Below are 16,095 nucleotides of genomic sequence, written 5' to 3'. Positions count from 1 at the left end.
CCATGGCGTCGGCCCCCGGCAGCCTGCAAGCCCGCGCCGCGCAGGCGCTGGGCATACTCCAGGAGGAACTGGCGCCGGCAGCCTGCGGCTTCGCGTTTTTCTTCTTCCTGTTCTGCGGCTATTTCATGCTGCGGCCGATACGCGAGACCATGGGCATCCAGGCGGGCGTCGACCAGTTGCAATGGCTCTTCACCGCGACCTTCGTCGCCATGCTGGCCGTGGTGCCGCTGTTCGGCTGGCTGTCGGCGCGCGTGCCTCGCGCCATGCTGGTGACCTGGGTCTATGCCGCCTTCGCCCTCAGCATGGCCGGTTTCGCCGCCCTGCTCCATCTGCGGCCCGGCAGCGTCTGGGCGGCGCGCAGCTTCTATGTGTGGCTGTCGGTCTTCAACCTGTTCGTCGTCTCCATCGCCTGGAGCCTGATGGCCGACGTGTTCCGTATGGATTCCGCCAAGCGCCTGTTCGCGCTGATCGCCGCAGGCGCCAGCGCCGGCGGGCTGGCCGGCCCGCTTTTGGGCGGCCTGCTGGCTGGCGTGCTCGGTCCCGCCGGCCTGTTGCTGCTGTCGGCGCTGCTGTTGACCGCCACCCTGCCCCTCAAGCGCTGGCTGCTGCGCTGGCGTGCGGCCCACCGCGAGGATGCTGCCGCGGACGACATGCGCAGGCCGCTGGAGGGTTCGATCCTGGCGGGCCTCTCGCGCATTTTCCAGTCTCCCTTTCTGCTGGGAATTTCGCTGCTGGTGATCCTGCTGGCCACGCTCAACACCTTTCTCTACATGGAGCAGGCGCGGCTGGTGGCGGATGCCTTCACCGACACGGCGCAACGCATCCGGGTCTTCAGCGCGCTGGACTTCTCGGTGCAGGCGCTGTCGCTACTGTCGCAGCTCTTCATCACCGGACGCGTGGCCACCCGCCTGGGGCTGCGCTTCCTGCTGACCGCCGTGCCGCTGACGATGACGGCCGCTTTCCTGGCGCTGGCGGCCTTTCCCGTCTTCGGCGTGCTGGCCGCGGCCATGATCGTGCGCCGGGTCGGCGAGTACGCGCTGATCCGGCCGGGGCGGGAAATGCTGTTCACGGCGGTTTCGCCGGAAGACAAGTACAAGACCAAGAACGTCATCGATACCGTGGTCTACCGGGCGGGCGACGCGGCCAGCGGCTGGGTCAAGGCGGGCGTGGACATGCTGGGCTATGGCGCGGCCCTGATCGCCGTGCTGGGCGCCCTGTGCGCGCTGGCGGCCGCGGCGGTAGGCCATGGGCTGGGACGGACCGCAGACCGGCGCATTGCGGACAAGTCTTAGATTTTTTTGAACATCCATCTCATTGAAACAAACGTATTCCCCGGGCCGCGACCGCACAATGGCGCAGCTCTCAATGCCTGGGGAAACGTCATGAAACGCACCGCCTGTCTTGCCTCCCTGTTGCTCAGCCTGGCCGCGCCCGTCGCGCTGGCCGCCTATCCGGAACGCGCCATCACCCTGATCGTGCCGGCCGCAGCGGGCGGCAACGCCGACATCACCGCACGACTGGTGGGCCAGGAAATGAGCCGCCAGCTGGGCCAGCCCGTGGTCGTGGAAAACCGCGTCGGCGCGGGCGGCCGCATCGGCACCCAGGCTGTGGCGCGCGCGGCGGCCGACGGCTACACCATCGGCTATGCCCACGTCGGCACGCTGGTGCTGCACCGGTTCCTGTTCAAGCAGCAACTCTACGACCTGGACCGCGACATCGCCGCCATCGGGCTGGTGGCCGAAACGCCCAACGTCATCGTGGTGAACGCGTCCTCGCCCTATCGCGACTTGAAGGGGTTCATCGAAGCCAGCCGCGCCCAGCCGGAGCGTCTGACGATGACCTCGGCCGACCCGGGCACCACCAGCGAAGTCGGGGTCAAGCTCTTCATCGCCCAGACCGGCGCCGCCGTGCGCCAGATCCCGTACAAGGCCACGGCTGCACAGTTGTCCGACCTGCTGGGCGGCCATGTCGATTCCATGATGGAGAACCTGCCGCCGCTCATCGGCAACCTGAAGGACGGCCGCCTGCGCGCGCTGGCGGTCACCACCAAGACCCGCGCCGCCTCCAATCCGGACGTGCCGACGGTGGCGGAGCAAGGCTATCCCGACTACGAACAATCAGCCTGGAGCGCGCTGGTCGCGCCCGCAGGCACCCCGCCCGAGGTCATCGCGCGGCTGAACGCGGCGATGAACGCGGCGCTGCGCTCGGACAACGTCAGCAAGGAACTGCGCAGCCGCTCCCAGGAACCGCTGGGCGGCACGCCGCAAGACGTACAGAACCAGATACGCAAGGAGCTGCCCAAATGGGAAGGCATCATCAAGGCCGCCGGCACCACGCTGGATTGAACCGGATCCCCACACGCGCAGGAGCCGCCGCATGGCCACGGTAAGCCGCGAGGACTTCTCCTGCGCCGCGGCGACCAACGCGTCGGCCTACCGGTGCGTCACCATACCGATGCTGCGGATCGAGGCGGGGCCTGGCCCCGCCGTCGCCTTGATGGCGGGCGTGCATGGCGACGAATGGGAAGGCCAGGCCGCCATCCTGGAACTGTGGCGCCTGCTGCCCGGCATCCTGCGGCGCGGCACGGTCTACCTGCTGCCCGCGGCCAACGCCGAGGCCTCGCTGGCAGGCACCCGCCTGTCGCCGTCCGACGGCGGCAACCTCAACCGCGCTTTTTTGGGAGCCCCCGCGCGCGGCTACACGGAGAGCGTGGCCGCCGCGCTGGAAGCCCGGCTGTTGCCGCGCATACAGGCGCTGGTGGACGTGCACAGCGGCGGCGCGTCGCTGCGCTACCTGCCCTCGTCGGTCATCACGCGCTACGGCAATGATGCCTACGACGAACGCCTGCCCGCCCTGGCGCGCGCCTTCGGGCTGCCCGATTGCATGTACTTCCGCGGCACGGAGTCCGGCTCCATGCCGGCCGCCGCCAGCCGCCACGGGGTGCTGCGCCTGAGCGCCGAGATCGGCGGGGGCCGCGAAACCAGCCAGGCGCTGGTCGACCGCTGCCGCGACGGCCTGCTGGGCTGCCTGGGCGAACTCGGCCTTTTGCCCGACCGGCCGCCCGCGCGCCGCCCCGAAGTCCGCCTCTACGACCTGGACGTCCCCGCCGCCACCGTGCGCGCCAGCGAGGCCGGCGTGTTCGTGCCGGCGGTCGAACTGGGACAACAGATCAATGCGCGCCAGCGCGTCGGCCAACTGATGGAACCCGCCCGACCCGATACCGCGCCGCGCGCCCTGACCAGCCTGCAAGCCGGCACCGTCGTCTGCCTGCGCTCCATCGCCCGCAGCGACGACGGCGATTGCCTGATCCAGGTCGCGCCCGCCCTTCCCCTCGATTCCCTAGCCTCGAAGTACTGACACATGCAGATGAACCCTAGCTTGTCCGGCCTGCGCTGCATCCGTTGCGCCAGCCTGTGGCCGCCAGCCGATTACCCAGAAGGCTGCCCCAGCTGCCTGGAAGCCGGCCACCCCGCCAGCCTGGAATGCCTGTACGAATCCTCGGCCGAAGGCGCCATGCCCCTGCCGGTGCTGAACGCCGTCACGCTGGGCGAAGGCGCCACCCCCTGTCTCGCCGTGCCCGCGCTGGCGCAGACCGAAGGCGTGGGCCAGCTCTGGCTGAAATGCGAAAGCGCCAACCCCACCGGCAGCCACAAGGACCGCATGGCGGCCCAACTGGTGTCGCGCGCGCGCCTGGCCGGCGCCACCCGCGTGGCGGCCGCCTCCAGCGGCAATGCCGGCGTCTCGCTGGCCGCCTATTGCGCCGCCGCGCGGCTGGAGGCCGACATCGCCATCACCAGCAACTGCCCGCCCTTGCAGCGCGAGGCCATGCAGCGCTTCGGCGCCCGGCTCACCGCCTTCGAGGACAGCCTGAGCCGCTGGCCCCATGTCGAGGACCTGTGCCGCAACCGCGGCGCCTTCGCCGGCACCAACTATCTGAATCCGCCTGTCGGCACCCACCCTTACGGCGTGGAAGGCTACAAGCCCATCGCGCTGGAAATCCTGGAAAGCTGCGGCGTCCCCGGCGACATCGTGGTGCCCACCGCGCGCGGCGATCTGCTGTGGGGCATCTTCCTGGGCTGGCAGCATCTGCTGCAAACCGGCCGCATTGCGCGTCTGCCGCGCCTGCACGCGGTGGAGCCGTACGCCCGCCTGTCGCGCGCCCGCGCAACGGGCGACGCGCGCAAGCAATGGGACGGCGTGACGGACCAGTATTCGATCGCAGGCAGCACCAGCACGCTGCAGTCGCTGGAAGCCTTGACGCGCTCGGGCGGCACGCCGGTGGAGATCTCGGACGCCGCTGCCGCGCAAGCGCAGCAGCGGCTGGAACGCATGGGCCTGGCGAGCGAACTGTCGTCGGCCGCGGCGCTGGCTGCCGTGTCTCGGCTGCGGCGCTCGGGCCTGCTGGACGCGGAGTCGTCCGTGGTATTGATCGTGACCTCGGACGGCCGCCGCGGCTAGCGTCCCGGGAACGGCTTCGGCGCGCTAGACGCCGAAGCTCTCCACCAGCGGCGCCAGCGCGCCGCGCAGGCAGGTCGCCCAGAACTTGCCCGCCTCGGACAAGGGGCGGCTGCCGTGCAGGATCATGTGGCATTCGAAATGCACCGGCGCGGCCAGCGGGCGGTAGCACAAACCCGCCGCCGCCATGCCGACCGCCGTCGCAGGGTTGGCGATACCCACGCCGTGTCCCGCCAGCGCCAGTTGGCACACCGTGCTTGAATATGGCGTCTCGATGGCCACCTTCAGGCTTTGCCCCGCCTGCGCCAACAGCGCGTCCAGGCGCTTGCGCGAGCCGTCCTCGGCGTTCAGCGCGATCACGTCGGCGTCGGCCAGGTGCGAAAAATCCACTTGTTCCAGCCGCGCCAGCGGATGCCCCTTGGGAAAGACCGCCACGGCGCGCAGGCTGGCCAGCCGATGGCCGCGCAAGCCTTCCAGCTCGGATTCGTCGGCCACCGCCGCCAGGTCCAGTTCGCCCGACACCACCATGTCGCGCAAGGTATTGGAATCCCGGATCTGCAGATACAGGCCGGTATCGGGATAGCGTTCCCGAAAGCGCGCGATGGTGTCGCTGATGATGGCGCCGCTATAGGCATGGATGCAGCCGATGCGCAGCCGCGGCTGCGCGGCGCCGCGGATGGCGCGGATCTTGCGGCCCAGGCTTTCCAGCCCGACATTCAGGCGGCGGATTTCTTCATACAACAGCGTCGCCTCGGGCGTGCGCTGCATGCGCTGGCGCACGCGCTCAAACAGGCGCAGCTCGATGCTGGCTTCCAGTGCCGCCAAGGTCGCGCTGACGGTGGCGGGCGACACGTCCAGCCGCCTGGCGGCGGCGGTGACGCTTTCCGTTTCGTAGACGGTGCGGAAGGTCTCGACCTGCTTGAGCGTGAAGGTCATGGCCGGATCGCGCTGCGCTCAGATGCGTTGCAGGTCCAGCAACACGCGCCGGGTCGACAAGGGTCGGCCCGCCAGGATTTCGGCCAGCCGTTCGCGCAGGTCGCGGCGCAGGGCCGGCTCGATCGCCGGATCGTCGAAATCGGGGGGATCCTCGTCCACGCCATAGCCGGTCTCGCGCAGCAGCGTCCATTCGAAGCGGCGCAGCGCGCCCGCAGCGCGGGTGCCGCCGGACAGTTGCTGCAAGGCGAAGTCGTAAGCGTCGAACAGCAGCGGGTGGGCGTCTTCGCGCGGCAGCAGCCGCAGCAGCAGCTCGTTCATGTACCAGGCCGACATCAGCGCGGTGCCGGTCAGCGGGCGGATGCCCGCGATCTCGGCGCGCGTCAGCGTCTTGACCTCGCCATTGCCGGTCCACGACAGCAGCAGCGGCTGGAACGCGGACAGCACGGGACGCAGGACGGAATACGGGCGCTTGGCGCCCTTGGCGACCATGGCCACACAGCCGTGATCGCGGGAGAAAGTCTGAACGATGAGGGATGTCTCACGCCACGCTGTGGCGTGCAACATATATCCGGGGCGATCCTGGACGCGGGGCGCCCGTCTACTCATAGCCCAGATCGCGCAGCGCACCCTCGCGGTCGGACCAGCCCTTGCGCACCTTGATGTAGACCTCCAGGTGCACCGGCTTGTCCAGCAGCTTGGCGATGTCCTGCCGCGCCTCCGTGGCGATGCGCTTCATGTGCATGCCGCCCGCGCCCAACAGGATGGGCTTGTGGCTGTCGCGCTCGACCACCACGCAGGCATTGATGCTGGCACCCTTGCTGGTCTCTTCCCATTGCTCGATGACGACGGTACAGCCGTAGGGCAGTTCGTCGCCGACCAGGCGAAAGATCTTCTCGCGCACCAATTCGGCAGCGATGAAGCGCATGGGACGGTCGGTCAGCGTGTCTTCCTCGAACATCGGCTCGCCTTCCGGCAGGCGCGACGCGATTTCCTCCAGCAGCTGGTCCAACTGCTGGTTCTTGGTGGCGCTGACGGGCACCACGGCGCCGAACGGATGCAGCGCCATGATCTTGGAGACGAAGGCGAACAGGTCGTCGCGGTTCTTCAGTGCGTCGATCTTGGAGACGACCAGGATGGTGCGCTCCGGCGCGGGCAAGAGCGGCAGCAGCTTGGCGTCGCCCTCGGACCATTTGCCGGCTTCCACCACGTGCACCACCACGTCCACGTCGGCCAGGGCCTGCGTGACCACGCGGTTCATCATGCGGTTCATGGCGCCGCCATGCCGCGTCTGGAAACCGGGGGTATCGACGAATACGAACTGCTCGTGCTCGCGCGTCAACACGCCGTGGATGCGGTGGCGCGTAGTCTGCGCCTTGCGCGACACGATGGAAATCTTGGAACCGATCAGGGCGTTCGTCAGGGTGGACTTGCCCACGTTGGGGCGGCCCACGATGGCGACGAAGCCGGTACGAAAAGGGGTATCGCTCATTTAGTCTCTTGAGCCACTGCCACCGGCAGCGACAATTGCGCGGTTTTGCGCGCCTTGCCCGACTTGCGGGCAGCCTTGGTCGCCGGGCTGACGGCCAACGCGGCCTCCAGCGCCAGCTTGGCCGCCGATTGCTCGGCGGCGCGGCGGCTGGCGCCAGGCGCCATCACCTTGATCTCGAGCGCCGGAATGGCGCACTCGACTTCGAACTGCTGGCTATGGGCCGCGCCATGCGTGGCGACCACCGTGTACACCGGCAGCGCCAGCTTGCGGCCCTGCAGGAATTCCTGCAGCAAGGTCTTGGCGTCCTTGCCCAGGGTCTTGGGATCGACCGAGGCCAGCACCGGCTGGTACTGGCGCACGATCACGCGGCGGGCGGCGTCGAAGCCTGCATCCAGGAACACGGCGCCGAACAGGGCCTCGACCGTGTCGGCCAGGATCGAAGGACGGCGGAAACCGCCGCTCTTCAATTCGCCCTCGCCCAGGCGCAGATACTGCGACAGTTCCAGCCGCTGGGCGATATCCGCCAGCGAGGCCTGCTTGACCAGATTGGCCCGCAGGCGCGACAAGTCGCCTTCGTCGATCTTGGAATAACGCTCGAACAGCATCGCTGCAACGACGAAGTTCAGCACGGAATCCCCGAGGAATTCCAGGCGCTCGTTGTGGCGCGCGCCGTGGCTGCGATGCGTCAGCGCCTGTTCGAGCAATGCCGGATCACTGAAGTGGTGGTCCAGGCGGTTTTCTAGCGTGGCTAGCGACATAATCAGTTGAACCGGCCGATGCGGCTGAGATCGCTGAAATTCATCCAGATGAAGAACGCGCGTCCGACGATATTGGCTTCCGGTACGAAGCCCCAGTATCGGCTGTCAGCGCTGTTATCCCGATTATCGCCCATGGCGAAAAACTGCCCCTCGGGTACTTTGCAGCGTACCCCATTTCGGCTGTATTGGCAGTTCTCGCGGAAGGGAAATGGCGGCATCGGCCTATATTCCTGCGGCGTGGCCTCATCCAGCAGGATCTGGTGCTCAATTTCGCCCAATTTCTCTTTATATTGCGCGATATACGAGACACGATCTGGCTCGAAATAGTCACCGTCGCGCACATGCGGCACCAATTCGCCGTTGATGTAGAGCTTTTTGTCCAGGTAGGCAACCTCGTCGCCCGGCAGGCCGACCACGCGCTTGATGTAATCGACGTCCGGATCCACCGGGTAGCGGAACACGAACACGTCGCCGCGCTGGGGCTTGCCCACTTCGATGACCTTCTTGTCGATGACCGGCAGGCGCAGGCCATAGCTGAACTTGTTCACCAGGATCAGGTCGCCCGATTGCAGGGTCGGCAGCATGGAGCCCGACGGAATGCGGAACGGCTCGACCACGAACGAGCGCAGCATGAACACGAACAGAATGACGGGGAAGAAGCTGACGGCGTATTCGATCCACCACGGCATGCGGCGCGCAGCGTCGCCGGCTTCGCGGCGCAGGCGCTCGGCTTCCTGGGCGTCGCCGACCAGGGCCGCATCGTATTGCGCCATTGCCGCCTGGGCCCGGCGTTCACGGCCCTTGCGCAGCACTGCCAGATCAAGCACCCAGATAAAGCCGGTCAACACCAGCAAAATAAAAAGAATCAGGGCAAAGTTCCAACTCATCAGCTAACCGCCTTCTTTGGGTTCTATTTGTCTTCCACTTGCAGGATGGCCAGGAACGCCTCCTGCGGAATTTCCACGCTACCCACCTGCTTCATGCGCTTCTTGCCGGCCTTCTGCTTTTCCAGCAGCTTCTTCTTGCGCGAGATGTCGCCGCCGTAGCACTTGGCCAGCACGTTCTTGCGCAGCGCCTTGACGTTTTCGCGCGCGATGATTTCGGCGCCGATGGCGGCCTGGATGACCACATCGAACATCTGGCGCGGAATCAGGCCGCGCATGCGCGTGACCACGTCGCGGGCGCGGTGGCGCGCGTTGCTGCGGTGGACGATCACGGCCAACGCATCGACGCGGTCGTTGTTGATCAGCAGGTCCACGCGCACCACGTCGGCCGAGCGGTACTCCAGGAACTCGTAGTCCATCGAGGCGTAGCCGCGCGAGACCGACTTCAGCTTGTCGAAGAAGTCCAGCACGATCTCGGCCAGCGGGATCTCGTACACCAGATGCACCTGGCGGCCGTGATAGCTCATGTTGACCTGCACGCCACGCTTGTTATTGCACAGCGTCATGACAGGACCGACGTAGTCCTGCGGCATGAACAGCGTGACCTTCACGATGGGTTCGCGGATGTCGGCGATCTTGCCGATCTCCGGCATGCGCGACGGGCTTTCCACGGTGATCACGGAACCGTCGCGCTGTTCGACCTCGTACACCACCGACGGCGCGGTGGTGATGATGTCCATGTCGAATTCGCGCTCCAGGCGCTCCTGCACGATTTCCATGTGCAAAAGACCCAGGAAGCCGCAACGGAAGCCGAAGCCCAGCGCCTGCGATACTTCCGGCTCGAACATCAGCGCGGCGTCGTTCAGCTTGAGCTTTTCAAGCGAATCGCGCAGCTGGTCGTATTCGGAGCTTTCCACGGGGTACAGGCCCGCGAACACCTGCGGCTTCACTTCCTTGAAGCCGGGCAGCGGCGCGGCCGCGGGCTTGTTGGCCAGGGTGACGGTATCGCCCACCTTGGCGTCTTCCAGCTGCTTGATGCCGGCGATGATGAAGCCCACTTCGCCCGCCGACAGATGCGGACGCTGCTGCGACTTCGGCGTGAACACGCCGGTCTGCTCGCACAGGTGGGTGGCGCCGGACGCCATCAGCAGGATCTTGTCCTTGGGCTTGAGCACGCCGTTGATGATGCGCACCAGCATCACCACGCCCACGTAGTTGTCGAACCACGAATCGATGATGAGGGCCTGCAGCGGCGCGTCGGGATCGCCCTTGGGCGGCGGCACGCGGGCCACGACCATTTCCAGGATCTCGTCGATGCCCATGCCGGTCTTGGCGCTGGCCAGCACCGCCTGCGAGGCGTCGATGCCGATTACGTCCTCGACTTCCTGGCGGGCGCCGTCGGGATCGGCCTGCGGCAGGTCCATCTTGTTCAGCACGGGCAGGACTTCCACGCCCAGCTCGATGGCGGTGTAGCAGTTGGCCACGGTCTGCGCTTCCACGCCCTGCGAGGCGTCCACCACCAGCAGCGCGCCTTCGCAGGCCGACAGGGAACGGCTGACTTCATACGAGAAGTCCACGTGTCCCGGGGTGTCGATCAGGTTCAGGTTGTAGACCTTGCCGTCCTGCGCCTTGTAGTGCAGGGCCGCGGTCTGGGCCTTGATGGTGATGCCGCGCTCGCGCTCGATTTCCATGGAATCGAGGACCTGCGCCGACATCTCGCGATCCGCCAATCCGCCGCAGCGCTGGATCAGGCGATCGGCCAGGGTCGATTTGCCGTGATCGATGTGGGCAATGATGGAGAAGTTGCGAATATGCTGCATGCTTGAAGTTATAAGGGACGGAACACTCGGCACTGGGCCGGAAGACACCGCCGCCGGAATACGCACGGCTGACGAGGAGGGTGCCAACGGGCCTGGCCCGGGCAAAACAAGGGGGCGCCATGCGCCCCCTCTTGCGGCAACCAGGCATTTTAGCCGGTCTTGCGCCTTTTTTCTGCGGACTCGGAGGACGGGCCCGGCATTACTTCGATGCCGGCACCGCCACCCACTGCGTCTGGTCGCCGCGGCGCACCAGCAGCCCCGCCGCGCGGCCCTTGTCCAGCTTGGCCACGAGCTCGCCGAACTGCTTGGCGCCGGTGACGTCGGTGTCGTTCAGGGCCAACACGATGTCGCCTTCCTGCAGGCCGGCCTTGGCCGCGGCGCCTTCGGCCACCTTGACCTGGACGCCGCCCTTGATGCGCAGCTTCTTCTGCACGTCGGCCGGCACGTCGACCACGCCCAAGCCCAGCGCATTGGTGACTTCCGGCACCGGCGGCGCGCCCTTCTTGCTGGCGCCCGCGGCCTTCTCGGTCGGGATCTCGCCCACCTTGACCGACAGCGTCAGGTTCTTGCCCTTGCGCCACACTTCCATGTCGGCGCGCGTGCCCGGCTTGGTTTCGCCCACGATGCGGGGCAGGTCGGACCAGCGCTTGATGGGTTCGCCGTTGAACTTGAGGATCACGTCGCCCGGTTGCACGCCTGCCTGCTCGGCGGGGCCGTCGGCTTCCACGCTGCTGACCAGAGCACCCTCGGCCTTGGGCAGGCCGATGGCTTCGGCCACATCCTTGCCGACTTCGCCGATCTGCACGCCGACGCGGCCGCGCGTGACCTTGCCGGTGGCGCGCAGCTGGTCCACCACGCGCATGGCTTCATCGATGGGAATGGCCAGCGAAATGCCCATGAAGCCGCCGCTGCGCGAAATGATCTGGGAATTGATGCCCACCACCTCGCCCTGCAGGTTGATCAGCGGACCGCCCGAGTTGCCCGGGTTGACCGCAACGTCGGTCTGGATGAACGGCAGGTATTCGCCGGTATCGCGGCCGATGGCGCTGACGATGCCGGAGGTCACGGTGGAATCCAGACCGAACGGCGAACCGATGGCCAGCACCCACTGTCCCTTCTTCAGCTGCTTGGGATCGCCGATGACCAGGGGGGTCATGTCCTTGGCTTCGATCTTGATCAGCGCCACGTCGGTGCGCTCGTCCGTGCCGATGACCTTGGCCTTGAACTCGCGGCCGTCGGTCAGCGTGACGTAAATGTCCGTCGCGTCCACCACCACGTGGTTATTGGTCAGGATGTAGCCGTCATCGGAAATGAAGAAGCCGGAGCCCACGCCGCGCGGCACGGTGCGCTCTTCGGGCTGCGAAGGCTGCGGGCGCTGGCGTTGCGACGGGCCCGGCTGGCCGCCGCCGGGCGGTTGGAATTCGGGGCCGAAGAACCAACGGAACAGTTCATAGGGATCGTTGCCGCCGCCGGGACCCATGCCGCGCACCGGCACCGTGGCCGTCGTGCGGATGTTGACGACCGCAGGGTCGGCCTTTTCGACAATGCTCGTGAAATCAGGCAGCGCCACCGTCGGCGCCTGGGCGATGGCGGCAGGCGCGTAGGCGCCGGCCATCATGACGCTGGCCGCGGCCGCCACCAGAAAGCGCCGCAAAAAAGCACTCGACACTGTCATTGCTTTCATAAGTGTTACTCCGAAATTGCTGCTTGCCACACCCGGCCGATCACTTGGAATCGGCCCCGGGCGCTGCCGCCGCAGGCGCGGCGGGCACATATTCAGTGGCTTGCGCCAGCTGTTCCAACGTCGCGAGGGGCACTTCGCCCACGGCGGTCAGCCAGAAATCAGCGATGCGCGTGCCGTAGACCGTGATCGCCCCGCGCTGCGCGGCGCCATGGGGAGGACGGTGACCGCGCTGGCTGTCGTAGGGCTCGATGAACACGGAAATGGCCGCCAGTCCATCGGACAATACCATCTGGTTGACCGTGATGCCCTTCCCCATCGAACGGGCCACCTGCATGACGGCCTTGAACCCCTTGGGCGCCGGGATGCGCCAGCCTTGGGCGGCCAGATCCACCGGCTTCATGGAGGGTTCCAGCACCTTCCAGTCGCGCGTGCTCCAGCGCGAGGTCAGCAACTGGGGGTCGACTTCCGAACCCAGCCGCAGCGAGGTGAACGACACCTGCTCGACCACGCCGCGGGCGGCATTCAGCGTCTGGGCCTTGAGCAGCAGATTGGTTTCGACGTCCGCGCACAGCCGGTAGCCGTAACGCAGCTTGTCCAGCGGTTCGATCGTGATCAGGCGGCACTCGCGCCCGGCCACGCGGTGCAGGGCGGATTCAGCATGGATCTTGTAGTGTTCGGACAGGTTGGCCGCCTCGCCCAGCAGCAGGCCGGGGAAGCGGTCGCCGCGGCGGCGCTCCAGCAGCACGGTCTTGCGCTCGGGGAGGAGACACTGCACGTCTTCGTTGTGGCGCAGGTACTCGCGGGGTTGGCCGTCGAGGATTTCCAGGCGTTCGCGTTCGCCGGTGCCGTCTACCACGTGCACCAGGCGCGAGGACTGGATCGTTTCACCCTGCTGGTACATGAAGACGCCCGCGTAGTCCTGCTTGCGGGCGGCTTGTTGGATGCGCGTCAGCAGCTGAACCACGTCATCGGTGGCAGCAGGCGCGGCATCGGCTGCGCGCGCGGGTTCGTGCGCAGCCAGGAAAGCGGTCAAGAGCGTTGCGGCAAACCAGCCGGCGCGGTGGGCCTGCAGCGTGGCGGCCCGGCCCAGCACCGGCCAGCGCGATGGAAGCACCAACGCCATCAGCGCCCCACCCCGGTGTCGAACGACACCTGGCGCACAGCGCTCGGGCCGGCCATCTGGCGATGCGCTTCCAGGTAGTCGCGCAAGCCCGAATCGTCGGCGGCCGCGGCCGGCGAGCTGGCATCGGCCAGTACGCGGACTTCGGTCGCCGGTTCGCCGGTCAGGTAAGGCTGCGCCACCCAGGCGACGGTCGCCACGGCGGCGGCCACTGCCAGGCCGGACAAGCCGACTCGCAATGGCGAGCGGCGCCGAGGCGCCGCAACAATGGGCAATTCCGCGTCCAGCGCCCGTGCCAGGCGGGCCTGGAAGGCCGCGCTGGGGGTCAGCGCCAGATCGGCGTTGCGCAGGGAATCACCGATCAGATGATAGGTGTCCCAGGTCTCGCGCCCCTCGCGGGACAACAAGCCGGGAAAGATGTCGTCGGATTCCTCTCCGTCCATCCAGGCGGAAACCGACTCCTCCCAGGAGGACTCGGCGATCACAACGGATTTGGCTGCTGTTTGCATGACTGCCACTCCTTACCAGCGACGCTCGGCATCGGTGCCTAGCAATGGACGCAACTTGACGGCGATGGCTTCGCGCGCACGAAAAATGCGGGAACGCACCGTACCGATCGGGCAATCCATGCTCTGGGCGATGTCTTCGTAACTCATACCTTCGATTTCACGCAGGACAATTGCGGTACGCAACTCTTCAGGCAATTCCTCAATCGCGGCGTTCACCGTCTCGGCGATTTCGCGGCTGGCGACCATGGACTCCGGCGTGCTTATATCGGTTAGGTTGTCGGTTTCGTTAAAAGTTTCACCGTCTTCCGTTTCTATCGCATTGGGCGCGCTGGGACGCCGGCCCTGCGAGGCCAGCCAATTGCGCGCCGTATTGATGGCGATCCGGTACAGCCAGGTGTAAAAGGCGCTTTCCCCGCGGAACTGGGGCAAGGCGCGGTAGGCCTTGATGAAAGCCTCCTGGGCCACGTCCTCGATTTCCGAGGGGTCGCGGATCATGCGGGCCAGCAGACGGAGAATCTTGCGCTGGTACTTGAGCACCAGCAGGTCGAAAGCCTTCTTGTCGCCCCGCTGGACGCGCGCGACAAGCTCGGCGTCGACTTCGCGCTCGCTCATGACGCCTCCCGCAGACTGGGCGCCGGACGGGCGGGCCGCGCCGCGCCGGCCAGCAGGCACAGGCGCCGCCAGGACTCGGGGCGCAACGTCCGTTGCCAGACGGTGAGGGTGATTGTGCTGTTGGTAAAGGCCGTACTCCCGGTGGACAAGGGCTGCAAAGTGAGCGTCAGCCAGCGGGGACCGCGCTGTTCTTGCAACAGCCTTGCGTCCTGCCAGCCTTGCGGCAGACGTACCTGCCAGCTCCCTGCCCCGGCTGCCGCACGCAATGCGGATACGGGGGACAGGCTGCTCCGTGCCGAGTGTAACAGCCTGGCCAGCACAAGCAGGAGCGCGATTGCCGCGCCCGCTGCCCATGCCATACCGTGCCAGAACGCCGCCATCAGCACGCAGGCGCCGGCCGCGGCCAGCGCCAGGCCCAAAAGCGCCATGGCGCTTCCTGGCCGCCTGACAGGCACGCGAAACGCCCAGCGTTCCCCGAGCGCCTCTTCCAAATCAGACCCGGCGAACGGCCATCGAGCCGTTGGTGCCGCCGAAGCCGAACGAGTTGGACAGGCCGACATCGATCTTCATCTGCCGCGCCTCGTTGGCGCAATAATCCAGATCGCACTCGGGATCTTGATTGAAGATGTTGATCGTGGGCGGCGAGATCTGGTTGTAGACCGCCAGGGTCGTGAACACCGCCTCGATGCCGCCGGCCGCGCCGAGCAAGTGCCCGGTCATGGACTTGGTCGAATTGACCACCAGCTTCTTGGCGTGGTCGCCGAAAGCCAGTTTCAGCGCGTCGGTCTCGTTCTTGTCGCCCAGGGGCGTCGAAGTGCCGTGGGCGTTGACGTACTGCACGTCTTCGGCATTCAGACCGCCGTTGCGCAGCGCGTTCAGAACGCCGCGGCGCGGGCCGTCCTTGTCGGGAGCCGTGATGTGGTGAGCGTCCGAACTCATGCCATAGCCTGCCAGCTCGCCGTAGATGCGCGCGCCGCGCTTCTTGGCGTGTTCGTATTCTTCCAGCACCAGTACGCCTGCACCCTCGCCCAACACGAAGCCGTCGCGGTCGCGGTCCCAGGGACGCGATGCCGTTTCAGGATCGTCATTGCGGGTCGACAAGGCGCGCATGGCGGCGAAACCGCCAATGCCCAGCGGCGACACGGTCGACTCGGCGCCGCCGGCCACCATGACGTCGGCATCGCCGTACTCGATCAGGCGCGCTGCATCGCCGATGCAATGCAGGCCAGTGGTGCAAGCCGACACCACCGCGTAGCTCGGCCCCTTCATGCCATACGTGATGGACAAGTGGCCGGAGATCAGGTTGATCAGCGAACCCGGCACGAAGAACGGCGAAATGCGGCGCGGTCCCTTGGCCAGATATTCAACCTGCGTTTCCTCGATGCGCGGCAGGCCGCCGATGCCCGAGCCCACGATCACGCCGATGCGTTCCGCGTTGGCTTCGGTGACTTCCAGACCGCAGTCGCGCCATGCCTGCATCCCGGCAGCCAGGCCGTAATGGATGAAGGTATCCATCTGACGGGCTTCCTTGGCCGAGATATAGGTGCTGATGTCGAAGTCTTTGACTTCGCCGGCAATATGCGTGGTGATGGCCGAGGGATCGAAACGGGTGATACGGCTGATGCCAGAACGTCCGTTGACGATATTGTCCCAAGCGGTGGTCAAGTCGTTCCCGACGGGAGAAACGATACCCAGGCCAGTGATGACGACACGTCGCTTCACGGATGACTCCTCAAACAGACAAAAGAAAGGCGGTTTTCGGGATGCGCTGCACGTGCGGCCCACGCGAAAGCGGGTCGGGCATTACAACGCCCTTCCCGCATGCGGA

At 66.6% G+C, this 16,095-nt stretch carries 16 protein-coding genes; 4 read left to right on the top strand and 12 right to left on the bottom strand.

What is annotated here, in order from left to right:
• The first annotated feature begins 2 nt into the window (after positions 1-2).
• From ACZ5YA_RS30650 to ACZ5YA_RS30635, 4 genes are all read left to right on the top strand, one after another.
• The gene (locus tag ACZ5YA_RS30650) at positions 3-1,292 is read left to right on the top strand and encodes an NTP/NDP exchange transporter (RefSeq protein ID WP_280015292.1); all 1,290 of its coding nucleotides are present in this window, start codon (positions 3-5) and stop codon (positions 1,290-1,292) included.
• A 90-nt stretch (positions 1,293-1,382) separates the two neighbouring features.
• The gene (locus tag ACZ5YA_RS30645; RefSeq protein ID WP_419342557.1) at positions 1,383-2,345 is read left to right on the top strand and encodes a Bug family tripartite tricarboxylate transporter substrate binding protein; all 963 of its coding nucleotides are present in this window, start codon (positions 1,383-1,385) and stop codon (positions 2,343-2,345) included.
• Between the two features lie 31 nt (positions 2,346-2,376).
• Positions 2,377-3,357, top strand: a complete 981-nt coding sequence (locus tag ACZ5YA_RS30640) for a M14 family metallopeptidase (RefSeq protein ID WP_464091659.1) — start codon at positions 2,377-2,379, stop codon at positions 3,355-3,357.
• 3 nt (positions 3,358-3,360) lie between these two features.
• Positions 3,361-4,458: a pyridoxal-phosphate dependent enzyme gene (locus ACZ5YA_RS30635; RefSeq protein ID WP_464091658.1), complete on the top strand. Its 1,098-nt coding sequence runs from the start codon at positions 3,361-3,363 to the stop codon at positions 4,456-4,458.
• A 24-nt stretch (positions 4,459-4,482) separates the two neighbouring features.
• On the opposite strand, the gene ACZ5YA_RS30630 is transcribed toward ACZ5YA_RS30635, so the two are convergent.
• The 12 genes from ACZ5YA_RS30630 to fabF form a co-directional block, all read right to left on the bottom strand.
• Positions 4,483-5,391, bottom strand: a complete 909-nt coding sequence (locus ACZ5YA_RS30630) for a LysR family transcriptional regulator (RefSeq protein ID WP_054450632.1) — start codon at positions 5,389-5,391, stop codon at positions 4,483-4,485.
• Between the two features lie 18 nt (positions 5,392-5,409).
• Complete coding sequence (recO, locus tag ACZ5YA_RS30625) at positions 5,410-5,997, bottom strand: DNA repair protein RecO (protein WP_054450631.1); 588 nt, start codon at positions 5,995-5,997, stop codon at positions 5,410-5,412.
• Positions 5,990-6,880, bottom strand: coding sequence for a GTPase Era (gene era / locus ACZ5YA_RS30620; RefSeq protein WP_059374765.1), 891 nt, complete (start codon positions 6,878-6,880; stop codon positions 5,990-5,992). The genes recO and era overlap by 8 nt, the downstream gene beginning before the upstream one ends.
• Positions 6,877-7,638 carry a ribonuclease III gene (rnc, locus tag ACZ5YA_RS30615; RefSeq protein ID WP_042792396.1) on the bottom strand — a complete coding sequence of 254 codons (762 nt, stop codon included), beginning with the start codon at positions 7,636-7,638 and terminating at the stop codon, positions 6,877-6,879. The genes era and rnc overlap by 4 nt, the downstream gene beginning before the upstream one ends.
• Before the next feature lie 2 nt (positions 7,639-7,640).
• Positions 7,641-8,525 carry a signal peptidase I gene (gene lepB / locus ACZ5YA_RS30610; protein ID WP_464091657.1) on the bottom strand — a complete coding sequence of 295 codons (885 nt, stop codon included), beginning with the start codon at positions 8,523-8,525 and terminating at the stop codon, positions 7,641-7,643.
• Positions 8,526-8,548: 23 nt separating this feature from the next.
• A complete protein-coding gene (lepA, locus tag ACZ5YA_RS30605; protein WP_280015297.1) occupies positions 8,549-10,342 on the bottom strand; it encodes a translation elongation factor 4 in 1,794 nt (597 codons plus the stop codon).
• 199 nt (positions 10,343-10,541) lie between these two features.
• A complete protein-coding gene (locus ACZ5YA_RS30600) occupies positions 10,542-11,960 on the bottom strand; it encodes a DegQ family serine endoprotease (protein ID WP_373429154.1) in 1,419 nt (472 codons plus the stop codon).
• Positions 11,961-12,066: 106 nt separating this feature from the next.
• Positions 12,067-13,149, bottom strand: a complete 1,083-nt coding sequence (locus ACZ5YA_RS30595; RefSeq protein ID WP_118931842.1) for a MucB/RseB C-terminal domain-containing protein — start codon at positions 13,147-13,149, stop codon at positions 12,067-12,069.
• The gene (locus tag ACZ5YA_RS30590) at positions 13,149-13,655 is read right to left on the bottom strand and encodes a sigma-E factor negative regulatory protein (protein WP_054450617.1); all 507 of its coding nucleotides are present in this window, start codon (positions 13,653-13,655) and stop codon (positions 13,149-13,151) included. Before ACZ5YA_RS30590 ends, ACZ5YA_RS30595 begins: the two co-directional genes overlap by 1 nt.
• Positions 13,656-13,667: 12 nt before the next feature.
• On the bottom strand, positions 13,668-14,267 hold the full coding sequence (gene rpoE / locus ACZ5YA_RS30585) for an RNA polymerase sigma factor RpoE (RefSeq protein WP_013392230.1): 600 nt from the start codon (positions 14,265-14,267) through the stop codon (positions 13,668-13,670).
• On the bottom strand, positions 14,264-14,695 hold the full coding sequence (locus ACZ5YA_RS30580; protein ID WP_464091656.1) for a hypothetical protein: 432 nt from the start codon (positions 14,693-14,695) through the stop codon (positions 14,264-14,266). The genes rpoE and ACZ5YA_RS30580 overlap by 4 nt, the downstream gene beginning before the upstream one ends.
• Before the next feature lie 64 nt (positions 14,696-14,759).
• The gene (gene fabF / locus ACZ5YA_RS30575; protein WP_059374776.1) at positions 14,760-15,989 is read right to left on the bottom strand and encodes a beta-ketoacyl-ACP synthase II; all 1,230 of its coding nucleotides are present in this window, start codon (positions 15,987-15,989) and stop codon (positions 14,760-14,762) included.
• Positions 15,990-16,095: the final 106 nt, after the last annotated feature.

Source organism: Achromobacter sp. JCM 18799, from assembly GCF_055395645.1.
The sequence above is the reverse complement of the archived record's forward strand: the minus strand, read 5'-3'. Positions and strand labels throughout refer to the sequence as shown.